Source organism: Kitasatospora sp. MAP12-44 (genome assembly GCF_029892095.1).
In the GTDB taxonomy this organism is placed as follows: domain Bacteria; phylum Actinomycetota; class Actinomycetes; order Streptomycetales; family Streptomycetaceae; genus Kitasatospora.
This window is the reverse complement of sequence record NZ_JARZAE010000004.1, coordinates 5,121,954-5,147,019: the sequence shown is the minus strand read 5'-3', so window position 1 is coordinate 5,147,019 and position 25,066 is coordinate 5,121,954. Positions and strand designations below refer to the sequence as shown.

The following is a 25,066-nucleotide window of genomic DNA, read 5'->3' as shown; positions in this document are numbered from 1 at the left end:
CTACCTGCCGAGTTCGTTGTCAAGTGCTGCGAAGAGTTCGTCGTCCGTTGCCAGGTCGAGGTCGGCGCCGTCGGGGCCGCCGTCCACCGTCCGAAGCAGGCCGCGCAGTCGCGCGGCGTACGTTCCTGCCGGTCCGTCGCCGTCCGACGGGCCGGCGGCCGAGAGCGCGGCCTCAAGTGCGTCCAGGGCTGCCTGGACCGGGTCTGCCACTTCGCCGACCAGCTCGCCCCGCAGGTATTCGGCGACGGCTTGGGCGGTCGGGTGGTTGAAGACGAGCGTGCTGGGCAACCGCAGTCCGGTGAGGGCGTTCAGCCCGTTGCGCAGTTCGACCGCGGTGAGGGAGTCGAAGCCCATCTCCAGCAGTCCGCGCTGGACGTCGATCGTCTGCGGGGCCGGGTGGGCCAGGACGATGCCGATCTGTTCCCTGACAGCGTTGAGCAGCACCTGCTGCTGCTCTTCCACGTCCAGGCCCGTGAGCCGCTGCGCCAGCGGGATCTGCGCCGGAGCGGAGGTACGCCGGCCGGCTCGGCGCTCGGTGCGCACCAGGCCCCGGTACAGCTCGGGCAGTGCCTCCCCGAGGCTGCGCAGGACCGCGAGGTCGAGTGCCACCGGCGCGAGCACCGGTCGGATCCCCGCCCCGCCCAGGACCGCGTCGAGGGCCGCGAGTGCCCGGTCGGTCGGCATCGGCAGGATCCCGTTGCGGGCGAGCCTGGCCCGGTCGGCAGGGTCGAGGTCGCTCGCCATGCCGTCCTGCCACATACCCCAAGCGAGGGACACGGCGGGCAGGCCCTCGGCGCGCCGGTGTTCGGCGAGCGCGTCCAGGAAGGTGTTGCCGGCGGCGTAGTTGGCCTGTCCGGCGTTGCCCACCAGGCCGGCGACGGAAGAGAAGAGGACGAAGTCCGTCAGCTCCAGTCCGGCGGTCAGCTCGTGCAGGTTCCAGGCGGCTTCCACCTTCGGCCGCAGGACCCGGGAGAGGCTCTCCGGGCTGATGGCCTCCAGCGTGGCGTCCTCGACGACTCCGGCCGCGTGCACGACCGCGGTGAGCGGGTGCTCGTCCGGGATCGAGGCGAGCAGCCCGGCCAGCGCGTCGCGGTCGGCCGCGTCGCATGCCGCGACGCGTACGTCCGCGCCCAGCGCCGTCAGTTCGGCGACAAGGTCCTCCGCCCCGCCTCGCCGACTGGTGAGCAGCAGGCGGCGGGCGCCGCGGCCGGTCACCAGGTGCCGGGCGACCTGGGCGCCGAGTGCGCCCGTGCCACCGGTGATCAGCACCGTACGCTCCGGGTCGAACGCGTCGTCGACATCCGGGGTCCGGACCGGGAACGGGACCTTGGCGAGCCGGGTCACATAGGCCTGTCCCTCGTGCAGTTCGAGCTGCGGTCGGGAATCGGCCAGGGCCGCGGCAAGCAGCTCGCGGCCGGCCGGCAGGCCGTCCGTGATCACGTGCTGGAAAAGTCCCGGGTGCTCCGACTCGGCGGTCCGCATCAGCCCGGAGAGTGCGCTGTGCGCCAGTTCCCCGGTGCTGACCACGGCGAGCCGCACTCCGGCCGGAACGTCGGTGGCGAGCCACTGCCGCAGTACCGCCAGCACCTCCTCCGTGACCCGGCCGGTCTCCTGCGCGGTGGCCGGGCGTACCGGAAGGACGACCACGTCGGGTGCGGCCGCGCCACCCGCCAGCGAGGCGGCCAGGTCGGCCAGGTCGGCGTGGTGCTCGGCGGCGAGTCCGAGGTCGGCCTCGCCGAGGACCACGATGGTCGGGTCGCCACCGGTGGGGAGTTCCACACCGGCCCGCTCCACCGCGTACATGTGCTGGTCGGAGGGGCGGGACAGCGCGCCCGACGGCAGGGCCCGCAGGGCGAGCGAGTCGACGGAGGCGACCGGCGCGCCCGTCTCGTCGGCGATGCTGACCGCGACCGTTCCGTCCGGGCCGGCCGACAGCTTGACCCGCAGGGTGCCGGTCCGGGACCCGGTCAGCTGGACGCCGCCGAAGGAGAAGGGCAGCCGCAGTTCGGCCGACTCCTCCAGGAGCAGTGCGTGCAGCGCGGCGTCGAACAGTGCCGGGTGCAGGGCGAATCCCTCAGGGTCGACGGACAGCCGTACCTCGGCGTAGAGGTCCTCGCCCGAGCGCCATGCCGCCTGGAGGCCCTGGAAGGCGGGGCCGTAGCCGTAGCCCCGGTCGGCGAGGCGGTCGTACAGGTCCTCGACCGGCAGGGATTCGGCGTCGGCCGGAGGCCAGGACGCGAGGTCGGGTTCGGGGCCGCCGGGAACGGCGGCCACCACGGTTCCGGTGGCGTGCCGGTTCCAGACGTCGCCTTCCTGGCCCCCGCGCGAGTGGACGGCGACGGGCCTGCGGCCTTCTCCGTCGGGGCCGCCGACGGTGATCTGGAGCTGGAGCGCACCCTCGTCGGGAAGGACCAGGGGTGCCTCGAGGGCGAGTTCCTCCAGCCGCGCGCAGCCGAGTGCGGCGCCCGCGTGGAGCGCGAGCTCCACCAGGGCCGTGCCCGGGACCAGCAGGGTGCCGGCGACGGCATGGTCGGCGAACCAGGAGTGGCTGCGGGCCGAGATCCGGCCGGTGAACAGGACACCGTCCGAGTCGGCGAGCACAACCGCGGCCCCGAGCAGCGGGTGCCGTGCGGAGTCGAGTCCGGCTGAGGTGACGTCGCCGCCGGGCCCCTCCGTGAGCCAGTAGCGCTGGCGCTGGAAGGGGTAGGTCGGCAGGTCCGCGGCCGGTCCGGCGTTCTCGCCGAACAGGGCGCGCCAGTCCACCGGCACGCCCCGTACATGGGCGTGGGCCAGGGCGGTGACGGCGGTGTGCGGCTCGGGGCGCCCGCCGCGCAGCACCGGGACCAGGACCGATCCCGCGTCGAGGAAGTCCTGCCCCATCGCGCTGAGCACGCCGTCCGGGCCGAGCTCCAGGAAGGTCCGTACGCCTTCGGCTTCCAGGGCGCGTGCCGCGTCCAGGAAGCGCACCGGCTGGCGGACGTGCTGGGCCCAGTACTCGGGCGTGGTCAGTTCCTCGGCGCCGACCAGCTGCCCGGTCAGGGTGGAGACGATCGGGATGCTGGGCGCGGCGAACGTGAGCCCCTTCGCGACAATCTGGAATTCGTCCAGCATCGCGTCCATGTGCGGGGAGTGGAAGGCGTGGCTGACTCGCAGTTGCTTGGTCTTGCGTCCCTGGGCGGAGAGTTCGGCTCCGATGGCCTCGACGGCTTCCGCGTCGCCCGAGAGCACCACGGAGGTGGGGCCGTTGACGGCGGCGATGCCCAGCAGCTCCTCCCGTCCGGCGAGCAGCGGCAGCACCTCCCGCTCCTCGGCCTGCACGGCGAGCATCGCGCCGCCGCCGGGCAGCGCCTGCATCAGCCGGCCGCGGGCCGCGACGAGCTGCGCCGCGTCCGCCAGCGAGAGGACGCCGGCGACGTGCGCGGCGGCCAGCTCACCGATGGAGTGGCCCGCGAGGAAGTCCGGCCGTACGCCCCAGCTTTCGAGGAGCCGGAAGAGCGCGACCTCGGTGGCGAAGAGAGCGGGCTGCGTGAAGCCGGTCTGGTCCAGCAGCGCCGGGTCCGCACCGAAGAGGACGTCGAGCAGCCGCGTTTCCAGCCAGGGGTCGAGCTCCGCGCAGACGGCGTCCAGGGCCTCGGCGTAGGCGGGGTAGGCGGTGTACAGCTCCCGGCCCATGCCGAGCCGCTGGCTGCCCTGACCGGTGAAGAGGAAGGCCGTACGGCCGTCCACGGGTGTACCCCGCACGGTCAGTGCCGCGAATCCGTCGACCGCTTCGGTGGCGGTGGAGGCCACCACCACGGCGCGGTGCGGCAGTTCGGCCCGTCCGACGGCCAGGGCCTGGCCCGTCGATGCCAGCTCCCGCTGCCCGGTGCCGGCGAGGGCCGCGCCCAGCTGGTCGGCCTGCGCCAGCAGGGCCGCGTCGTTGTGCGCGGACAGCAGCAGCGGCACGACCGGCATCGGCTCGGCCGGCTGGACCGTCCCCTCGGCCGGCGGCTGCTCCACGATGACGTGGGCATTGGTACCGCTGATGCCGAAGGAGGACACGCCTGCCCGGCGCGGCCGCTCGGACTCGGGCCACGGCACCGCCTCGGTGAGCAGTTCCACCTCGCCGGCGGACCAGTCCACGTGCGGGCTGGGCTCGTCGATGTGCAGGCTCTTGGGGAGCACCCCGTGCTGCATCGCCATGACCATCTTGATGACGCCGGCCACACCGGCGGCGGCCTGGGAGTGTCCGATGTTGGACTTCAGGGAGCCCATCAGGAGGGGGGACGGGCGCTCCTGCCCGTAGGTGGCGAGGACGGCCCGGGCCTCGATCGGGTCGCCCAGCGTGGTGCCGGTGCCGTGGGCCTCCAGCGCGTCCACGTCCGCGGTGGTCAGGCCCGCGTTGGTCAGGGCTTGGCGGATCACCCGCTCCTGGGCGGGGCCGTTGGGGGCGGTGAGGCCGTTGCTCGCACCGTCCTGGTTGACGGCGGTTCCGCGGATCACGCCGAGGATCCGGCGGCCGTTGCGCTGGGCGTCGGAGAGCCGCTCCAGCAGGAGGATTCCGGCGCCTTCGGCCCAGGCCGCGCCGTCCGCCCGCGCGGAGAAGGACTTGCACCGGCCGTCCGGTGCCAGGCCGCGCTGCCGGCTGAACTCCACGAACAGGGTGGGCGCGGCCAGCACGGTCACACCACCGGCCAGGGCCAGCCCGCATTCGCCGTTCCGCAGCGCCTGGGCGGCGAGGTGGATGGAGACGAGCGAGGAGGAGCACGCGGTGTCGACGGTGATCGCCGGTCCCTGCAGGCCGAAGGTGTAGGCGACGCGGCCGGAGGCGACACTGACCGTGCTGCCGACCGACAGATAGCCCTCCAAGGCCTCGGGGGCGTCCTTCAGACGTGCCGCGTAGTCGTTGGCCATGACACCGGCGAACACACCGGTCTGGCTGCCCTTGAGAGAGGTCGGGTCGATGCCCGCGCGCTCGAAGGCCTCCCAGCAGATTTCCAGCAGCAGGCGCTGCTGCGGGTCGATGGCGGTGGCCTCCCGTGCGCTCACCCTGAAGAGCTCGGGGTCGAACTGCGGGGCCTCGTAGAGGAATCCGCCATGCCGGGTGTACGAGGTGCCCGCGTGGTCGGGGTCCGTGTCGTACAGGCCGTCCAGGTCCCAGCCGCGGTCGTCCGGGAACGGGCCGATGGCGTCCCGCTCGTCGGACAGCAGCGCCCACAGCTCCTCCGGGGAGCTGACCTCGCCCGGGTAGCGGCAGGCCATCGCGACGATCGCGATCGGCTCGTCGCAGGCACCGACGACCGGTTCGGCCTCGGCCACCGCGGCGGCCGAGCCGAGCAGTTCGGTCCGCAGGAAGCCGGCCAGCTCGGCCGTGCTCGGGTAGTCGAACACCAGCGTCGCGGGCAGCTTCAGACCTGCGGCCGCGTTCAGCCGGTTGCGCAGCTCCACTGCCTTGAGCGAGTCGAAGCCCAGCTCGTTGAAGGCCCGGTCGGGCGCGACCTGGTCGGCGTCGGTGTGCCCCAGCACGGAGGCCACCAGGCCGCGGACCAGTTCAAGCAGCGCGCGCTCCTGGTCCTGGAGGGCCAGCGGCGCCAGGCGTTCCTGGAGGGAGTTCCCGCCCGCCTGCTCGCCGACGGCGGCGCGCCGTGCCGGACGCACCAGGCCGTGGAAGAGCGCGGGCAGCGTGCCGTCCGCGCTCTGCGCCCGCAGTCCGGTGTAGTCCAGCAGCGCCGGAACGAGCACCGGCCGACGGGTCGCGAGGGCCGCGTCGAACAGCGCCAGCCCCTGCTCGCTGCCGATCGGGGCGATGCCGGCCCGGGACATCCGGGCGAGGTCGGCGCCGGTCAGGTGGCCGGTCATCCCGCTGCCCTCGGCCCACAGGCCCCAGGCCAGCGACGTACCGGGCAGGCCCAGGGCCTGGCGGTGCTGCGCCAGGGCGTCCAGATAGGTGTTGGCCGCAGCGTAGTTGGCCTGTCCCGGGGTGCCGACCGTACCGGCCAGTGAGGAGAACAGGACGAACGCGTCCAGCTCCAGGCCGGCCGTCAGCTCGTGCAGGTGCCGGGCGGCATCGACCTTGGGACGCAGTACGGTGTCGAGCTGCTCGGCCGTGAGGGCGTGCAGCGTGCCGTCGTCGAGGACGCCGGCGGTGTGCAGGACCGCGGTGAGCGGGTGCTCCGAGGGGATCGCGCCCAGCATCGCGGCGACCGCTACGCGGTCGGCCGTGTCACAGGCGACCACGGACACATCGGCTCCGTGAGCCGTGAGTTCGGCCTCCAGCTCCAGCATGCCCGCCGCGTCCCGGCCGCGGCGGCTCGCCAGCAGCAGGTGCCGTACGCCGTGTTCGGCGACGAGGTGGCGGGCGAACAGCTGGCCCAGGGTGCCGGTGGCGCCCGTGATGAGCACGGTGCCCTCGGGGTTGAGGGCGGGCACGGTGTCGCCCGCCGTGGGCGACGTGACCAGCCGCGGCACGAGCAGTGCCCCGTCCCGCAGGCTCACCTGCGCGTCCGGTACGGCCAGCGCACGCCCGAGCTCGGCCTCGGAGAGGTCCCAGTCCGTCAGGTCCAGCAGGCCGAACCGGCCGGGGTTCTCGGCCATGGCGGTACGCACCAGCCCCCAGACGGGAGCCGAGCCGAGTCCGGCCTCCGTGCGGGCGGTGGTCGCGTCACGGGTCACGAAGACCAGGCGCGAGTCGGCGAACCGCTCGTCGGCGAGCCACTCCTGGGCCAGCCGCAGCGCCCGGTGTGCCACGGCGCCGGGGCCGTCCTCGCCGGAGAAGGGGACCACGACGAGCGACGGGGTTCCGACCAGGCCGGCGAGGTCCGAGGAGGTGCCCAGCGGGGCGGGCAGACCGTGGCCGGAGTCGTCGAGGACGGCCCATCCGGCGGCCGGGGCGGCCTCCGGGGCGGTCGTCCACTCCACCTGGAGGAGCGGCTGGCGGGGGGCGCCCGAGCCGGCCAGCTGGGCGGGGTCCACGGCCCGCAGGCTGAGCGTCTGCACCGACGCGATCGGCGCACCGCTCGCGTCGGCGAGGGACAGGGCGGCACCCGAGCCTTCCGGGGTGATCCGTACCCGCAGCACGCTGGCGTTCACCGCGTGCAGCCGAACGCCGGTCCAGGCGAACGGCAGCACCAGGCGGCCGTCCTCCGCGAGCGCCAGCGGGTGCAGGGCGGCATCGAGGAGGGCCGGGTGGATCCCGAACTCGCCCGGGGGGACGTCCTTCGGGAGCGCGACCTCGGCGAACAGCTCCTGGCCGGCGCGCCACAGCGCCCGCAGGCCCTGGAAGGTGGGTCCGTACTGGAAGCCCCGCTCGGCGAGCGTGTCGTAGGCCACCGTCAGGTCGACCGGCTCGGCGCCGGCCGGGGGCCAGGCGGTGTCGGCCGGTACGCCCGCAGGTCCTTCCGCGTGACCCAGGACGCCGGTGGCGTGCAGGGTCCACGGGTGGATCGCGGCGTCGTCGGACTCGGGCTCCGGGCGGGAGTGGACCGACAGCGGGCGCCGGCCCTCCTCGTCCGGAGCGTCGACCACGACTTGGAGCTGCACTCCGCCGCGGCCGGCCAGCACCAGCGGTGCCTGGAGGGTCAGCTCGTCGAGCTGGTCGAGGCCCGTGTGGTCACCCGCCCGGATGGCGAGGTCCACGAAGGCGGTACCGGGGAGCAGCACGGTGCCGGCCACGGCGTGGTCCGCCAGCCAGGGCTGCGTGTTCAGGGCGATCCTGCTGCTCAGGACCAGCTTGTCCTCGTCGGCCATCCAGAGCGCGGCGCCGATCAGCGGGTGCCGCTCGGCGGCCATGCCGAGCCCGCCCGCGTCCCCGGACAGCGCCGGGCCCTCCAGCCAGTAGCGCCGGCGCTGGAAGGGGTAGGTCGGCAGGTCGACGACCGCGCCGGGTCCGCCGAGCACGGCAGCCCAGTCGAGCGGGGCGCCCGAGACGTGGGCCCGCGCCGCGGAGGCGAGGAAGTCGTCGAGTCCACCCTCGTTCCGGTGGAGCGAGGGCACGGTGACGGCGCTGTCGTACGACGTGTCGTCGATCGTCTCCTGGAGCGCGACGGTCAGCACCGGGTGGGCGCTGGCCTCGATGAAGACGCGGTGTCCCTGGTCGAGCAGGGTCCGGGTGGCCTCCTCAAGACGGACGGTCTGGCGCAGGTTGCGGAACCAGTACGCGCCGTCGAGCTCCGTGCCGTCCAGCGGCTGCCCGGTGACGGTGGAGAGGAAGGGCACCTTGACGGCGCGCGGGGTGAGCGAGGACAGGGCGTCGAGCAGCTCGTCCCGCAGGCTTTCGACATGCGCGGAATGGGAGGCGTAGTCGACCGCGATGCGCTTGGCGCGCATCTTGTTGTCCTTGCAGTAGGCGACCAGCTCCTCAAGAGCGATCACCCCTCCGGCGACCACCACGGAACGCGGGCCGTTGTGTGCGGCGATGTCGATGGCGCCGTCCCAACGGGTGATGAGCTCGCGGACCTCGTCGGCCGGCAGGGCCACCGAGACCATCCCGCCCGTACCCGCCAGCTTCACCAGCACCTGGCTGCGCAGCGCCACGACCTTCGCCGCGTCCTCCAGCGACAGCGCCCCCGACACCGCGGCCGCCGCGATCTCACCCTGCGAGTGACCGATCACCGCATCCGGCTCGATACCCACCGAACGCCACAACGCGGCCAGGGACACCATCACCGCCCACAGCGCCGGCTGCACCACCTCCACCCGATCGAAACCGGGCGCGCCCTCCGCACCGCGCAGGACCTCCAGCAGCGACCAGTCCGTGAACGGCGCCAACGCCCGCTCACACTCCACCAGCCGGGCGGCGAACACCGGGGAGGAGTCGAGGAGTTCCAGAGCCATGCCCTGCCACTGCGAACCCTGACCCGGGAAGACGAACACCGTCTTGCCCGAGCCCGTGACCGCGCCCTGCACCAGGTTCACCGCGGACCCACCCGAGGCCAGCGCCTCAAGACCCGCCAGCAGCTCATCCCGGCCGGCGCCCGAAACCGCTGCCCGGAAGGGGAGGTGCGGGACCCGGGTCGCGAGAGCCGAAGCCACCCGCGCCGGGTCGACGAGCTCCGAAGCCAGCAGCTCACGCACCTGGCCGGCCCGCGCCGCCAGGGCCGCCTCGCTCTTCGCCGAGACCACCAGCGGAAGCCCCGCCACCACCGGCTCACCGGCCACGACCGGCTCCGGGCCCTGCTCCAGGATCACGTGCGCGTTGGTACCACTGATACCGAACGAGGACACGCCCGCGCGACGCGGACGCGCCACCTCCGGCCACGCCCGACGCTCGGTGACCAGCTCCACCGCACCCGTCGACCAGTCGACGTGCGGCGTCGGCTCGTCCACGTGCAGCGTCGCCGGAAGCTCCCCGTTGCGCATCGCCATCAGCATCTTGATGATGCCCCCGACACCCGCGGCAGCCTGCGTGTGACCGATGTTCGACTTCAACGAGCCGAGCCGAAGCGGCTCTTCGCGGTCCTGGCCGTAGGTGGCCAGCAGCGCGTTGGCCTCGATCGGGTCACCGAGCCGGGTACCGGTGCCGTGCGCCTCGACCGCGTCCACCTCGTGCGGAGCGAGGCCGGCGTTGGCGAGGGCCTGGCGGATGACGCGTTCCTGCGAGGGCCCGTTGGGGGCGGTGAGGCCGTTGCTCGCACCGTCCTGGTTGACCGCGGAACCACGGATCACACCAAGGATGTTGTGCCCGAGCCGCTGAGCGTCCGACAGCCGCTCCAGCACCAGCAGGCCCGCGCCCTCGCCCCAACCCGTACCGTCCGCCGAGGCCGCGAACGACTTGCAGGTCCCGTCCGGCGACAGCCCACGCTGACGCGAGAACTCGACAAAGGTCGTCGGCGTGGACATCACGGTGACACCGCCGGCGAGTGCCATCGAGCACTCGCCCTGGCGCAGCGCCTGAGCGGCCAGGTGCACCGCTACCAGCGACGAGGAGCACGCCGTGTCCAGCGTCACCGCCGGCCCCTCGAAACCGAACGTGTAGGACACCCGGCCCGACAGGACACTCGCGATCGTGCCCGTCAGCAGATGCCCCTCGAAGCCCTCCGGAGCACTCGCCAGCCGCGACCCGTAGTCGTTGTACATCACACCCGCGTAGACACCGGTCGAGGAACCGCGCAGCGAGGCGGGGTCGACTCCCGCACGCTCCAGCGCCTCCCACGCGACCTCCAGCAGCACACGCTGCTGCGGGTCGGTCGCGGTCGCCTCACGCGGACTCAGACCGAAGAACTCGGCATCGAACTCCGCTGCCTGGTAGAGGAATCCGCCCTTGCGCGTGTACGACTTGCCGATCTTCTCGGGGTCCGGGTCGTAGAGGCCTTCCACGTCCCAGCCGCGGTCGGACGGGAACTCGTCGATCGCGTCCCGGCCCTGCGCCACGAGCCGCCACAGGTCCTCCGGTGAGGAGACCCCGCCCGGGTAGCGGCACGCCATACCGACCACGGCGATCGGCTCGTCCAGTCCCGGGGCGTGGGCGGCCACCGACGGGACGACAGCCGTTCCGGTCGCGTCGAGCCGGTCCAGCAGGAAGTCCGCCACCGCCTGGGGCGACGGGTGGTCGAACACGAGGGTGGTGGGCAGTCGCAGACCGGTCACCGAGTTGAGCCGGTTGCGCAGTTCGACACCCGTGAGGGAGTCGAAGCCGGTGGTCAGGAATGCCTTGGCGGGGTCGATGTCGGCGTTGGCCCCGCGCCCGAGAACCAGCCCCACGGTCTCCTTCACGGTCTGGAGTACGGCCTTTGCCCGCTCCTGCGCGGCCAGCGCTCTCAGCCGCTGGACCCACGACGAGTCGGCGCCGCGGGCGGCGCCGGCCGCCTGCCGGCGGCGGACGCGGACCAGGCCGGTGAACAGCTCGGGGAGCGCGTTCTCCTCGGCCCGGGCGCGCAGGGCGCCCAGGTCGAGTTCGGCGGGGACCAGCAGCGGCTCCGCCGAGGCGAGCGCCGCATCGAACAGCTCCAGACCCAGTTCCGGGGTCAGCGGGACGATTCCGCTCCGCTTCCACCGCGCGACGTCGGCGTCGGCGAGGGTTCCGGCCATGCCGTCGGCGCTGTCCCACAGGCTCCACGCGAGGGAGGTGGCGGGCAGGTCCTGGGCGCGGCGGTGCTGCGCGAGAGCGTCGAGGAAGGTGTTCGCGGCCGCGTAGTTGGCCTGGCCGGCGTTGCCCATGAGACCCGCGATGGACGAGAACATGACGAACGAGGCAAGGCCGAGGGACGCGGTGAGGCGGTGCAGGTTCCAGGCCGCGTCCACCTTCGGACGCATCACCCGCTCCAGCTGACCGGCCGACAGCGAGGCGACCGTCACATCGTCCAGGACACCGGCCGTATGCACCACGGCAGTCAGCGGACGCTCGACCGCGACCTCGGCCAGCAGACAGACCCGCCAGCGCGTCGAAGTCCGACACGTCACACGCCGCCACCCGAGCCCGCGCACCCAACTCCGCCAGCTCCGCCACGAACTCGGCAGCCCCCGGAGTCCCACCACCACGACGCGACACCAACAGCAGGTGCCGCGCACCGTGATGCGTCACCAACCGACGCGCCACCAGCCGGCCCAACGTCCCCAGAGCACCGGTCACCAGGACCGTACCCTCCGGATCCAGACCCTCCACCGCACCCGCCACGACACCCGCGGCACGCGCCAGACGCGGCACGAACAACCCGCCACCGCGCACCGCCACCTCAGGCTCACCCGAAGCCAGCACGGCAGGCAGCAGCTCCAGACCGCCCTCATCCACGTGGGCGAGGACCAGTCGGCCGGGCTGCTCGGTCTGCGCGGTACGGATCAGGCCCACGAGCGGGGCCGTGTGCAGCGCGCCGTCCGGCACGACGAGGACAAGGCGGCTCTCCGCGAACTGCGGGGCGGCCAGCCATTCCTGCACCGCCTCCAGCGAGCGCGCCGCCGTGGCGTGGGTCTGGTCGAGTACCTCACCGGTGCTGCCCACGACGAGCTCCTGCTCGCCGATCACCACGAACTCCGGTACGGCAGCTCCGGCGTCGACCGCAGCGCCGAGCGCGGCGCCGAGCGCGGCGAGGTCGGCGTAGGGCGTCTCGCCCAGCCGGACCCACTGCTGGTCGGCGACCGGCTCGGCCGCCGGGACGGCCTCCCAGGCCACCCGGTACAGGGACTCCACGGCCGGTGCGGCAACGGCGAGTTGATCGCGGGCGATCGGCCGCAGGGCGACCGACTCGATCGCCGCCACCGGAGCGCCGGCGCCGTCGGCGAGAACGAGACGGGCCGTGTCCTGGCCGGTACGGGTCCAGCGGACGCGCAGCACCGTGGCACCGACCGCGTGCAGCACGAAGCCCGAGAACGAGAACGGCAGACGGATCGTGCTGTCGTCCTGCGCCGAGGCCGCGGCCTCCAGCACGAGCGGGTGCAGCACCGCGTCGAGGGCGGCGGGGTGCAGGCCGAAGCGCGCGGCTTCGGTGTGGAGCTGCTCGGGCAGGGCGACCTCGGCGAAGAGGTCGTCGCCGGCGCGCCAGGCGGCGCGCAGGCCCTGGAAGGCCGGCCCGTAGCCGTAGCCCAAGTCGTCGAGGCGGTCGTAGACGCCGTCCAGCGGGATGGGGGTGCCATCGGCCGGGGGCCACTGGTCCAGGGAAACGCCCGGAGAGGGGACGGAGGACGTGAGCAGGCCGGCCGCGTGGGCGGTCCACTGCTCTTCGCCGGTCCGCGAGTACACGGTGAACTGACGATCACCGCGCGGGTCGGACCGGTCGACGGTCAGCCGCAGCTGAGCGCCCGTCCGCTCCGAGAGGATCAGGGGTGCCTGGAGGGTGAGTTCCTCGACGGTGGGGTAACCCAGCTGCTCGGCCGCGGTGCCCGCGAGCTCCAGGAACACCGTCCCCGGAACCAGGACCGTCCCACCGATCGCGTGATCAGCCAGCCACGGATGCGAGGACAACGACACCGAAGCCGAGAACTGCACCGCATCACCATCAGGCTCCGTGATCACCGCAGCCAGCAACGGGTGATCCACAGCCGTCAGACCCAGACCCGCCGCATCACCGGAACGCGGCGCATCCAGCCAGAAACGCTCACGCTGGAAGGCGTACGTCGGCAGCTCCACCACACCGGTACCCGGCAGGAACCGCTCCCAGTCCACCTCCACACCGTGTGCGTGCACAGCGCCCAAGGCGGCGAGCAGGGAACGCTTCTCGCCGCGGTCCTTGCGCAGCACCGGAACCACGACGATGCCCTCGGTGTCGGCCAGGCACTCGCCCGTCAGACCCGCAAGCGTCCCATCAGGACCCAGCTCCACGAACGCCGTCACACCAAGACCGGCCAGCGTGGCGACACCGTCGGCGAAACGGACCGCCGAACGGGCCTGCACAGCCCAGTACTCGGCAGTGAACTCCTCGACCACCTCACCGGTGACATTCGAAACGACCGGGATCCGGGGAGCCGAATAGGTCAGAGTCCGGGCGACCTCGGTGAGCTCCGCCAGCATTCCGTCCAGATGCGCGGAGTGGAAAGCATGGCTCACCTTCAGCCGCGTCGCCTTCACACCCTCCCCGCGAGCCAGCTCCAGGACCTCGAGCACTGCCGACTCGTCACCCGAAACCACCGTGCTGGCAGGGCTGTTGAACCCAGCCACGCCCACACCGGAACGACCCTCGAGCCACCCGGCAACACGCGCCTCACCCGCGTTCAGGGCAACCATCGCCCCACCCTGGGCAACACCCTCCATCAAACGCGCCCGCGCACAGACCAGACGCGCAGCATCCTCCAGCGACAGCACACCCGCCACATGGGCCGCCGCCAACTCACCCACCGAATGACCCACCAGATAATCCGGAGCCACCCCGTAATGCGACAGCAGACGGAACAGCGCCACCTCGACCGCGAACAACGCCGGCTGAGTGAACACCGTCCGCTGAAGCAGCTCCGACTCACCCTCGATCACCCCGGCGAGCGAACGCTCCAAATGGACATCCAACGCCCCGACAACCTCATCGAACGCAGCCGCAAACACCGGCTCCGCCCCATACAACTCACGTCCCATCCCCACACGCTGACTACCCTGCCCGGAGAACAGGAACGCCACCGAACCCGCCGGGACGGCCTTGCCCGGGGCCAGCGTCCGCAGAGCGTCCAGGAGTTCCTCGCGGGTCTCGCCCACGACCACCGCGCGGTGGTCGAAGCGAGCGCGCGATACGGCCAGCGAACGGCCCACAGCCACGGCGTCCAGCTCCGGCCGCTCCTCCAGGAACGACACCAGCCGATCCGCCTGCTCCGACAGAGCGGCCCCGGACTTGCCCGACACCACCCACGGCACCGGACCCGGCACCGACAGCTCCTCCACCGGAGCTTCGATCTCCATGGCCTGCTCGACGATGAGGTGGGCGTTGGTACCGCTGATGCCGAAGGACGAGATGGCCGCCCGGCGCGGACGGTCGAGCTCCGGCCACTCCTGGGCCTGCGTCAGCAGCTGCACCGCGCCGGCCGACCAGTCGACGTGCGAGGTCGGCTCGTCCACGTGCAGCGTCGCCGGGAGAACCCCGTGACGCATGGCCATGACCATCTTGATCACGCCCGCGACACCCGCCGCGGCCTGCGTGTGGCCGATGTTCGACTTCAGCGAGCCGAGTCGAAGCGGCTCTTCGCGGGCCTGGCCGTAGGTGGCCAGCAGCGCCTGCGCCTCGATCGGGTCGCCGAGCTTGGTGCCCGTGCCGTGCGCCTCCACCGCGTCCACCTCGGACGCCGACAGGCGGGCGTTGGCCAGCGCGGCGCGGATGACCCGCTCCTGCGAAGGCCCGTTCGGGGCCGTCAGACCGTTGCTCGCACCATCCTGGTTCACGGCGGAACCACGGATCACCGCGAGCACCTGGTGCCCGTTGCGCTCCGCGTCCGACAGCCGCTCCAGCACCAGCAGACCCACACCCTCGGCCCAGCCCGTACCGTCCGCCGACGAGGAGAACGCCTTGCAACGCCCGTCCGGCGACAGCCCGCGCTGCCGGGAGAACTCCACGAACATGCCGGGCGTGGCCATGACGGACACACCACCGGCGATGGCCACGGAGGACTCGCCCTGGCGCAGCGACTGCGCGGCAAGGTGGAGCGCGACGAGCGAGGACGAGCAGGCGGTGTCAACCGTCACCGCCGGGCCCTCAAGACCGAAGGTGTAGGCCAGCCGGCCCGAGGCCACACTGGCGCTGTTGCCCGTCAGCAGGTAGCCGTCGTAGCCGCCGGACGACTCGTGCAGCCGCGGCCCGTACTCCTGTGCCGTCGCGCCCACATACACACCGGTGCGGGTGCCGCGCAGCGCGGCGGGGTCGATGCCCGCCTGCTCGAAGGCCTCCCAGGCCGTCTCCAGCAGCAGCCGCTGCTGGGGCTCCATCGCCGCCGCCTCGCGGGGACTGATGCCGAAGAACTCGGCATCGAACCGGTCCGCATCGTGCAGGAATCCACCCTTGGTGGCGTAGGTCTTGCCGGGGCTGTCCGGATCGGCGGCGAAGAGCGAATCAAGGTCCCAGCCCCGATTGGTCGGGAATCCGTCGACCGCGTCGACCTCGCTGCTGACCAGACGCCACAGGTCCTCCGGAGAGGCGACCCCTCCCGGCAGCCGGCATGCCATGCCCACGATCGCGATCGGCTCGTCAAGGGCTGCAACCGCGTACACATCGTCATCCTGGCCCTGGCCCTGGTCCAGGCCGAGGAGTTGACCACCGAGGTATTCGGCGAGTACGACCGGGGTCGGGTAGTTGAAAAGGAGGCCGGCGGGCAGCGACAGCCCGGTGGCCGTATTCAGCGCGTTCCGAAGCTCGACGGCCGAGAGGGAGTCGAAGCCCAGGTCCTTGAAGGTCGTGTCAATGTCCACGTCGCGCGCCGATCCATGGCCAAGCACGGCTGCCACGTGCGCACGCACCAGCTCCAGCTCATCGCCTCGCGGCACGGACCGCTTCGGACCGCTCCGCCTTGCCGCAGCGGTCCGGACCTGGACCGGCCCGATCACCGAACCATCCAGCCAGAAGTGCTCACGCTGGAAGGCGTAGGTCGGCAGCTCCACCACACCGGTACCCGGCAGGAACCCCTCCCAGTCCACCTCCACACCGTGTGCGTGCACAGCGCCCAAGGCGGCGAGCAGGGAACGCTTCTCGCCACGGTCCTTGCGCAGCACCGGAACCACCACGATGCCCTCGGTGTCGGCCAGGCACTCGCCCGTCAGACCCGCAAGCGTCCCATCAGGACCCAGCTCCACGAACGCCGTCACACCAAGACCGGCCAGCGTGGCGACACCGTCGGCGAAACGGACCGCCGAACGGGCCTGCACAGCCCAGTACTCGGCAGTGAACTCCTCGACCACCTCACCGGTGACATTCGAAACGACCGGGATCCGGGGAGCCGAATAGGTCAGAGTCCGGGCGACCTCGGTGAGCTCCGCCAGCATCCCGTCCAGATGCGCGGAGTGGAAAGCATGACTCACCTTCAGCCGCGTCGCCTTCACACCCTCCCCGCGAGCCAGCTCCAGGACCTCGAGCACTGCCGACTCGTCACCCGAAATCACCGTGCTGGCAGGGCTGTTGAACCCAGCCACACCCACACCCGAACGACCCTCGAGCCACCCGGCAACACGCGCCTCACCCGCGTTCAGGGCAACCATCGCCCCACCCTCGGCAACACCCTCCATCAAACGCGCCCGCGCACAGACCAGACGCGCAGCATCCTCCAGCGACAGCACACCCGCCACATGCGCCGCCGCCAACTCACCCACCGAATGACCCACCAGATAATCCGGAGCCACCCCGTAATGCGACAGCAGACGGAACAGCGCCACCTCCACCGCGAACAACGCCGGCTGAGTGAACACCGTCCGCTGAAGCAGCTCCGACCCACCCTCGATCACCCCGGCGAGCGAACGCTCCAAATGGACATCCAACGCCCCGACAACCTCATCGAACGCAGCCGCAAACACCGGCTCCGCCCCATACAACTCACGACCCATACCCACACGCTGACTACCCTGCCCGGAGAACAGGAACGCCACCGAACCACCCGGGACCGCACGGCCCGACACCACACCAGCCGCGGGCACACCCGCAGCCAACGCCCGAACACCCGCCAGCAGCTCCTCACGGGTCTCGCCCACGGCCACCGCGCGGTGATCGAAACGAGCACGCGACACCGCAAGCGAACGGCCCACCGCCACGACGTCCAGCTCCGGCCGCTCCTCCAGGAACGACACCAGCCGATCCGCCTGACCGGCCACAGCCTCAGCCGACTTACCCGACACCACCCACGGCACCGGCCCCGACACCGACAGCTCCTCCGCCGCCGCCGACTCGGTGCGCCAGTCCGACAGCACGACGTGGCAGTTCGTACCGCCCATACCGAACGAGCTGACACCTGCGTAGAGCGGCTCGTCCGGCCGCGGCCATGGCTCGACGCTTCGCTGTACGGCGAGCTTGAACTCGTCGAACGCAATAGCTGGGTTGGGGGTTTCGAAGTTCAGGCTCGGCACGAGCTCGCGGTGACGGATGCAGAGCGCCGCTTTCAGCAAGCCGACGATGCCGGCAGCACCCTCAAGGTGTCCGACGTTGGTCTTCACCGATCCGACCCGCAACTCGGCACCGTCCACGCGGCCGTCACCGAGCACCGCGCCCAGAGCCGACGCCTCGATCGGGTCGCCCAACTTGGTACCCGTGCCGTGCAATTCGACGTACTGCACCTGCTCCGCGGACACCTTGGCACGCTCGTACGCCTGTCGCAGGACATCCTGCTGGCCGGCCGGACTCGGTACGGTGAGACCCTCGGTCGTCCCGTCGTTGTTCATCGCGCTGCCGTGCAGCACGCAGTAGACCGGGTCACCGTCCGCTACGGCGGCGTGCAGCGGCTTGAGCACCACGAACGCGCCGCCCTCACCGCGTACATATCCGTTCGCCCTCGCGTCGAAAGTGAAGCTGAGACCGTCTGGTGAAAGTGCGCCGAACCGCTCCGCGCTGATGGTGCTGTCCGGCACCAGATTGAGGTTGGCACCGCCGGCGATGGCCATGGCGGACTCGCCGCGGCGCAGGCTCTCGACTGCCAGGTGCACAGCGACCAGCGAGGAGGACTGGCCGGTGTCCACGGCCGCACTCGGTCCGTGCAGGCCCAGGGTGTAGGAGATCCGGTTGGCGACGACGCCGCGGTTGAGACCCGTCAGGGTGTGGCGGGTGATGCCTTCGGACCCCTGCTGATGCGTCAGGGCGGCATAGTCGTCGGCGATGACGCCGACGAAGACACCGGTCCGACTGTCGGCAAGATCGGACGGGAGGATCCTGGCGTCCTCCAGCGCTTCCCAGGCGAGCTCAAGCATGAGCCGCTGCTGCGGATCCATCGACGACGCCTCACGCGGACTGATGCCGAAGAAACCTGCATCAAAGCCGCTGACGTCCTCGAGATAGCCCCCCGGCCGAGAGGGCAGTTCGGGGCGGCCTGCCGGGGGCGTGCCGATCGCACTGCGGCCGTCCCGCAGCAGCTGCCACAGTTGCGCGGGGTTCTCCGCATGCGGCAGTCGGCAGGACATCCCGACGATGGCGATTGCCTCGGCCGATGTCGACGTGTCAGCTTGGAATTCAACCATGGTCGGGTCGCCTTTAACTATGAGCGGAGGCGTAGCACCCGCAGCCGTGCCGCGGGTGCTACGCCGATGTGAAGAACGATTCCGTCAGACAGTTGACTCGTTTCGTCTGCAGCTACGAGCCGACGGTCTGCTCGTATGTCGAGACGAGCATCCGCTTGAGAACTTTTCCGCTGGTTCCCATCGGGAGAGCGTCGGTGAACTCGACTCGACGAGGGTATTTATATGCGGCAAGGCGCTGCTTGCCCCATTCGATGATCTCTTCAGCCGGCCCAGAGGTGACGTCCTCCGACCGGGCCGGTACGACAATCGCCCAGACCTCCTCGCCGAGGACAGGGTGCGGAACACCGATAACCGCCACCTGCGCCACGGCCGGATGTCCGACGATGATCTCCTCGATTTCGCGCGGATAGACGTTGTAGCCGCCACGCAGAATCAAGTCCTTCTTACGGCCCACGACCGAAAGGTAGCCGTCGCCATCCAGCCTGCCGAGATCACCGGTGAGGAACCAGCCGTCGATCAGAACCTCGGCGGTGATATCCGGGCGACCGAGATATCCAGCCATGACACTTGGACCGCGCACCACGATCTCGCCCACGTCACCGACGGGCAGGAGGTCGATCCCGTCGGCATTCGGTCGCGCTATACCGACAGTGACGCCGGTGATCGGAACACCGACTGTTCCGGATCGAAAGGTCACACCGGGATAGTGATAGGCAACGCTGCAGGAGGTCTCGGTCATCCCGTAGCCCTCGTACACCGGACATCCGAACACACTTCGGATGTCCTCGAGGGTCTTGCCCGGAAGCGCCGATCCGCCGCTGTACACGCGGTCGAGCCGAGGAACCTGCTCTCCCTGGGCCACCGCACCGAGCAACCCGACATACATGGTCGGCACGCCCATGAACACCGTGCATCGGTGTTCCGTCATCAGCGCGAGGGCCTCCCGCGCGGAGAACCTCGACATCATGACCATGGATATGCCGGCGCGGAATCCGGTCAGCATGCCGCAGATCTGACCGAAACCGTGCGACAGCGGCAGACACCCGAGCAATACGTCGTCACTCCGGAACATGTACGGAGTGGCGACCATCCTCTCGACGTTGTACAGAATATTCCGGTGGGTGAGCATCACCCCTTTCGGCTTACCCGTCGTGCCGGACGTGTAGAACACGACCGCGACCTCGTCGGGCTCCCGCACCACGGAATCGTCGATCGGCGCTGCGTCCTGTGCCGCGCTCTCCAGGTCGACCGTGCCCGCGGGGCCCGGGCCGACGGTGAGGAGCACAATGCCGAGCTGCTCCGCCGCCTCGCTCGCCCGGGCGAGCAATGAGGCAGCGCACACCAGAAAACGGGCGTCGGCATCGGTCAGTACGTGATCGATCTCCGACGCGGTCGACATGACACTCAGCGGGATCGCGACGGCGCCGGCTGCCAGCACGCCGAAGTACACAACGGGAAACTGCGGGGTGTCGACCAGGAGCATGGCGACCCGGTCTCCTGGCCGTACCCCGTTGGCTCGCAGCACGGAGGCGTAGCGACGGGCCTGTTCCCACAGCCACCCGTAGGTGAAATGCTCGGACTCGTAGATCACGGCCGAATGGTCGGGTCGCCGCGCCGCCGTGTCGGCCAGCACGTCGGCAACTGACATGGTCATCGCGACAGCAGAACGGCTTCCGCGGCGGTGCGGACGCCGCCACCGCCGAGCCCGTACGTGACCCAGTCCCGGGCACTTGCGGTCGGGATGTTCAATTCCTTCCAGATTCCCTGAAGGGCGCGGGCGAAGTTCTCGACATCCTTCTCGTCGTGCACGGCAGACGGAGCGATCCGCAGGATCTCCTCGCCCGCGGGCACGCTGGGGGCATTGATGGACTGGACGTAGATCCCGTGCCGCTCGAACAGCAGCCGGGACGCCCGCTTGCACAGATCGTCGTCGCCGATGAAGGCGGCAACGATGTGGGAGTCCGTTGAAACGAACGGGATGTCGGCCGCGATCAGCAGGCTGTGCAGCTGCCGCGCGTTCTCCGAGAGATGCTTTCGCTCGACATCGGAGGACCGCAGGTACTGAACCGACGCCAGCGCACCGGCCGCGATCGCCGGCGGCAGCGAGGTGGTGAAGACGAACGAGCGCGAAATGGTCCGCACCGCGTCCACGAGGGCCGCCGGTCCCGCAATGTAGCCGCCGACCGTTCCGTACCCCTTGGCCAAGGTACCCATCACGACCGTGAACCGATCGGGGATGCCTTCCTGGGCGGCGATGCCGGCGCCCTGCGGGCCGTACATGCCGACCGCGTGGACCTCGTCGATGAAGGTCGTGGCACCGTACTTGTCCGCGATGTCGGCAATCTCGGCGAGCGGCGCAACGGTGCCCGACATGGAATAGACCGATTCCAGGACGATAAGCTTCGGGCAGTCGGCGGGAGCGGCCGCGATCAGTTCTTCCAGGTGGGCGACGTCGTTGTGCCGGAAGATGTGCTTCTTCGCGCCGCTGTGCCGGAGACCGTCGATGATCGAGGCGTGGTTCTTCGCATCGGAAAAGACGATGGTGTCCTTCGGCAGCGCCGCCAGCACGGAGAGAGAGCCCTCGTTGGCCGTGTATCCCGAGGTGAAAAGGAGAGCGGCTTCCTTGCCGTGCAGATCCGCCAGCTCATTTTCGAGGAGGGTGTGGTAGTAGTTGGTTCCACCGATGCTGCGGGAACCTCCGGAGCCTACGCCATGGGCATCGATCGCGGCTTGCATGGCCGCGATGACCTGGGGGTTCTGCCCCATTCCCAGATAGTCGTTGCTGCACCAGACACTGATTTCCGAATCCACCCCGTCGCGCCGCGCAGTGGCCATGGGGTATTTACCGGAAACACGGCCGATCTCCAGGAACTCGCGCTTGCCTCCAGTGACGGCGGCAGCGGTTTCCCCACTCAGGTATGATGCCAGGTGAAGATTCATTCACTCGCCTTCTCTACATAGCGATTGGATTGGCCTGCGAACCGAAAGGTTTGCGCTAGGCGAATTGCGATGCCAGGAGCGCCTTGTCGGGCTTGCCGTTGCTGTTCATCGGCAGGGCGCTCAGGACATGTATCTTCTCGGGCACGTGAATCGGGGACAGCGCTTCAGCAATTCTCGCGCGGATATCCTCCACTTCGACCACCTTGGCCGGATCGCACTCGATTGCGGCGTGGATGTGGTCGCTTCCGTCCGCGTCCCGCACGCTGTAGACGGCGGCGTGCCGGACACCCGGGGCGGCAAGAATTTCCGCCTCGAGAACTATGGGATGAACCTTGACGCCGCCGACCTTGATGACGTGGGCCACCCGACCCAGGAGAGTCAGATATCCTCGCTCGTCGAGGAAGCCGATATCTCCGGTGAAATACCAGCCGTCACGGAGAACTCGTGCAGTCAGTTCCGGGTCGCCGTTGTAGCCGTCCATCATCTGAGGCGAGCGGACACGGACCTCACCGATTTCCCCCGCCGCCAGCTGCTCACCCGAATCCGAGTTGCAGACGACGATCTCCGCCCCGGGGAAGGGCCGGCCGACCGTGGCCGCGAGATCCGGGTCGCCGTGCTCCAGAGGTGTCAGGGTCGTGATCCGACCGCTCTCACTCGTGGCGTACCCCTGCGCCAGCACAGGGCCGAAAAGCTGAAAAGCCTGGGCAATTCTGGCGGGTGCCGCGGGGCTGCCGCCGTAGACGATCCGCTTCAGTGAAGACAGGCCCGCAGCTTCCACGGCGTCCCTGTCGCGGATTCCTCGCTCGAGCAGATGGTCGATGAGTTGGAACACGTGATTTGACGCCATGAACGTCCAGGAGACCTCCTTCTCCGCGGAGACGGTGTGCACCAACTTCTCGGCATCGAAGGTCTCATGGAGATAGAGCGCTCCGCCCATGGCGAAGACTGCGTCCACCATCGGTGCAACACCATGACTCAGCGGGGTCGACACCAGGATCGACGCACAGCCGTATTCACGACCGAGATCCATCCATGCACGCACGGTGGCTTCCCACGCGCGGCCCGACAACCGGATGCCCTTGGGCCGTCCCGTGCTGCCACTCGTGAAGCCGATGAAGGCCAGCGCATCCGGATCCCATGACACCGCGTCGGGGGTATCGGCACCATCGACCCGGCCGACCTCATCGCGTTCCCCATGGTGAAGTCGCGTGACCGGGATCCCACTACCATCAGCGAGCTCCGCCGCGCGCTCCGCACATTCGGCATCGGCATAGACGGTCACGGCTTCGGTTTCGCGCAGGATCTGGATCTGGTGATCCAACGGAAGGATCGTTGCCCTGGTACCGGGATTAGTGGTCCGCAAATAGCACACGGCGCCGCCGAGCAGATGTGTCGCGTACCGCACGGTGAGCATCTCAGGGCTGTTGGGTGCGACCAGAATCGCTACGACATCCCCCTTGCCCACTCCGCGGTTGCGCAGCGCAAGGAACGTTTCCGTCACGGACCGAACCAGGTCACCGCCAGAGAAGCGTTCGCCACGCCAATGAACGACATCTCGATCCGCCGCGGCTGCGAGGAGTGAGAGGATCTCCGAGGCATAACTCTGACTTGCGCCCCACCAATGCTCGGGCAACCTCATGGGACCTTCCTTTGATTCTGCCAACTTCTAACGACGCCATCCGGTTGAGCGGTTCAATCTTGGCCATGCAATTGATGCAAGCGGTAGATCGATCGACCGGCTACAACGGAGTGTCGGAAAGGCATCCCAATCGGGGTAGCCGATCGGCGCGCGCCGAACGGCTACCCCGGGCGTCGGCGTTTGCGGTTGGCGATCCGGTCGGCGGGCTGTGGAATAACCGCCCGGCTGCTGCGCCTGCGCACCGTATCCTTGCGGTGTTCCAGCAGGCCGGCGAGCAGGAGGCAGGACGTGGCGGGCGTGAAGCAGGGCGATTGGGTGGTCGCGGCAGCGGATCAGGTCATCGCCGAGGGCAAACGCCGTGGCCAGGACGGTCCGCTGGTCTGCGCGTCCGGGATCAGCCCGTCCGGACCGATCCACCTGGGCAACCTGCGCGAGATCATGGTGCCGCACTTCGTCGCCGACGAGATCCGCCGTCGCGGCCTGGAGTGCCGGCACCTCCTCTCCTGGGACGACTACGACCGGCTGCGCAAGGTTCCGGCCGGCCTGCCCGCGTCCTTCGCCGAGCACATCGGGCGCCCGCTGACCTCGGTCCCCGACCCCTGCGGCGAACACGAGAACTGGGCCGAGCACTTCAAGATCCCGTTCCGCGCCGCGCTCGCCGAACTCGGCGTCGAGGTCAGCGAGATCAGCCAGACGCAGATGTACACCTCCGGCGCCTACCGGGAGCAGATCCTGCACGCCATGCGGCACCGGCAGGACATCGACGCCGTCCTCGGCCGCTACCGCACCGCCAAGAAGACCGAGGAGACGGACCCGGAGGACGACGAGGAGACCGCGGGCAGCGCCTACTACCCGTACAAGCCGTACTGCGCGGCCTGCGGACGGGACACCACCACCGTCACCTCCTTCGACGCGACCAGCACCGCGATCCGCTACAGCTGCGCGTGCGGGCACCAGGACGGCTTCGGCCTGGGGCAGGCCGACGGCGGCAAGCTGGTCTGGAAGGTCGACTGGCCGATGCGCTGGGCCTACGAGGGCGTGACCTTCGAGGCCGGCGGCGTCGACCACTCCTCCCCCGGCTCCAGCTTCACCGTCGGCTCGCAGGTCGTCCGGGAGATCTTCGACGGACAGCCGCCCAGCTACCTCGGCTACTCGTTCGTCGGCATCAGCGGCGTCGCCAAGATGAGCGGATCGGCCGGTGGCGCCCCCACCCCCACCGACGCGCTGCAGATCCTGGAGGCCCCGCTGCTGCGCTGGCTGTACGCGCGTCGCAGGCCGAACCAGTCGTTCACGGTCGCCTTCGACCAGGAGGTGAACCGGCTCTACGACGAATGGGACGCCCTCGGCCGCCGGGCCGCGGCGGGCGAGGCCGAACCGACGGAGCTCGCCGTGCGCGCACGGTCGATCGGCACGGCCACCCGCACGCTGCCCGCCACCGAACGGGCACTGCCCTTCCGCACCCTCGCCTCGGTACTGGACATCACCACCGGCCACGACGAGCAGACCCTGCGCATCCTGCGGGACTTCACCCTCGACGACCCGCTGAGCAGCCTCGACCAGGCCCGCCCGCGCCTCGACCGTGCCCAGGCCTGGGTGACCGGACACGTCCCGGCCGAGGAGCGCACCCAGGTTCGCACCGAACCGGACCACGCCCGTCTGGCCGGCCTCACGCCCACCGAACGGGAGGCGCTCACCCTGCTGCTGGACGGACTGGACGCCCACTGGTCGCTGCCCGGCCTGACCTCACTCGTCTACGGCGTCCCCAAGCTCCAGGCCGGTCTGGGATTCGACGCGCCCGCCTCGCCGGAACTGAAGACCGCCCAGCGCTCGCTCTTCTCGCTGCTATACACCCTGCTCGTCGGCCGGGAGACCGGCCCCCGGCTGCCCACCCTGCTGCTCGCCCTCGGCGCGGACCGCATCAGGATGCTGCTGACCGTCGCCTGACGCCGTGAATTCGC

General features: G+C 70.3%; 5 protein-coding genes and 1 pseudogene. 1 reads left to right on the top strand and 5 read right to left on the bottom strand.

Annotated elements, in window-relative coordinates; all coding sequences use genetic code 11:
• The 5 genes and pseudogenes from P3T34_RS39950 to P3T34_RS23925 form a co-directional block, all read right to left on the bottom strand.
• Nucleotides 1-11,301 (bottom strand): SDR family NAD(P)-dependent oxidoreductase, encoded by an 11,301-nt coding sequence (locus tag P3T34_RS39950; protein ID WP_348534680.1) that lies wholly within the window; start codon nucleotides 11,299-11,301, stop codon nucleotides 1-3.
• A gap of 100 nt (nucleotides 11,302-11,401) precedes the next feature.
• Nucleotides 11,402-18,472: pseudogene (locus tag P3T34_RS39945) on the bottom strand (type I polyketide synthase); the annotation flags it as partial.
• 169 nt (nucleotides 18,473-18,641) lie between these two features.
• The gene (locus P3T34_RS23935; RefSeq protein ID WP_280668098.1) at nucleotides 18,642-20,183 is read right to left on the bottom strand and encodes a long-chain fatty acid--CoA ligase; all 1,542 of its coding nucleotides are present in this window, start codon (nucleotides 20,181-20,183) and stop codon (nucleotides 18,642-18,644) included.
• Nucleotides 20,180-21,469, bottom strand: coding sequence for a 5-aminolevulinate synthase (gene hemA / locus P3T34_RS23930; protein ID WP_280668097.1), 1,290 nt, complete (start codon nucleotides 21,467-21,469; stop codon nucleotides 20,180-20,182). The genes P3T34_RS23935 and hemA overlap by 4 nt, the downstream gene beginning before the upstream one ends.
• A gap of 55 nt (nucleotides 21,470-21,524) precedes the next feature.
• Entirely contained in the window at nucleotides 21,525-23,108 is a 1,584-nt protein-coding gene (locus P3T34_RS23925; RefSeq protein ID WP_280668096.1) for a long-chain fatty acid--CoA ligase, read from the bottom strand.
• 288 nt (nucleotides 23,109-23,396) lie between these two features.
• Between P3T34_RS23925 and lysS the strand changes: the two genes are divergently transcribed.
• On the top strand, nucleotides 23,397-25,052 hold the full coding sequence (gene lysS, locus P3T34_RS23920) for a lysine--tRNA ligase (RefSeq protein WP_280668095.1): 1,656 nt from the start codon (nucleotides 23,397-23,399) through the stop codon (nucleotides 25,050-25,052).
• Nucleotides 25,053-25,066: the final 14 nt, after the last annotated feature.

What these genes read in the sequence shown, in the direction of transcription:
- P3T34_RS23925 (WP_280668096.1), bottom strand. Translation starts at nt 23,108, where the DNA reads ATGAGGTTGCCCGAGCATTGGTGGGGCGCAAGTCAGAGTTATGCCTCG.
- hemA (WP_280668097.1), bottom strand. Translation starts at nt 21,469, where the DNA reads ATGAATCTTCACCTGGCATCATACCTGAGTGGGGAAACCGCTGCCGCC.
- P3T34_RS23935 (WP_280668098.1), bottom strand. Translation starts at nt 20,183, where the DNA reads ATGACCATGTCAGTTGCCGACGTGCTGGCCGACACGGCGGCGCGGCGA.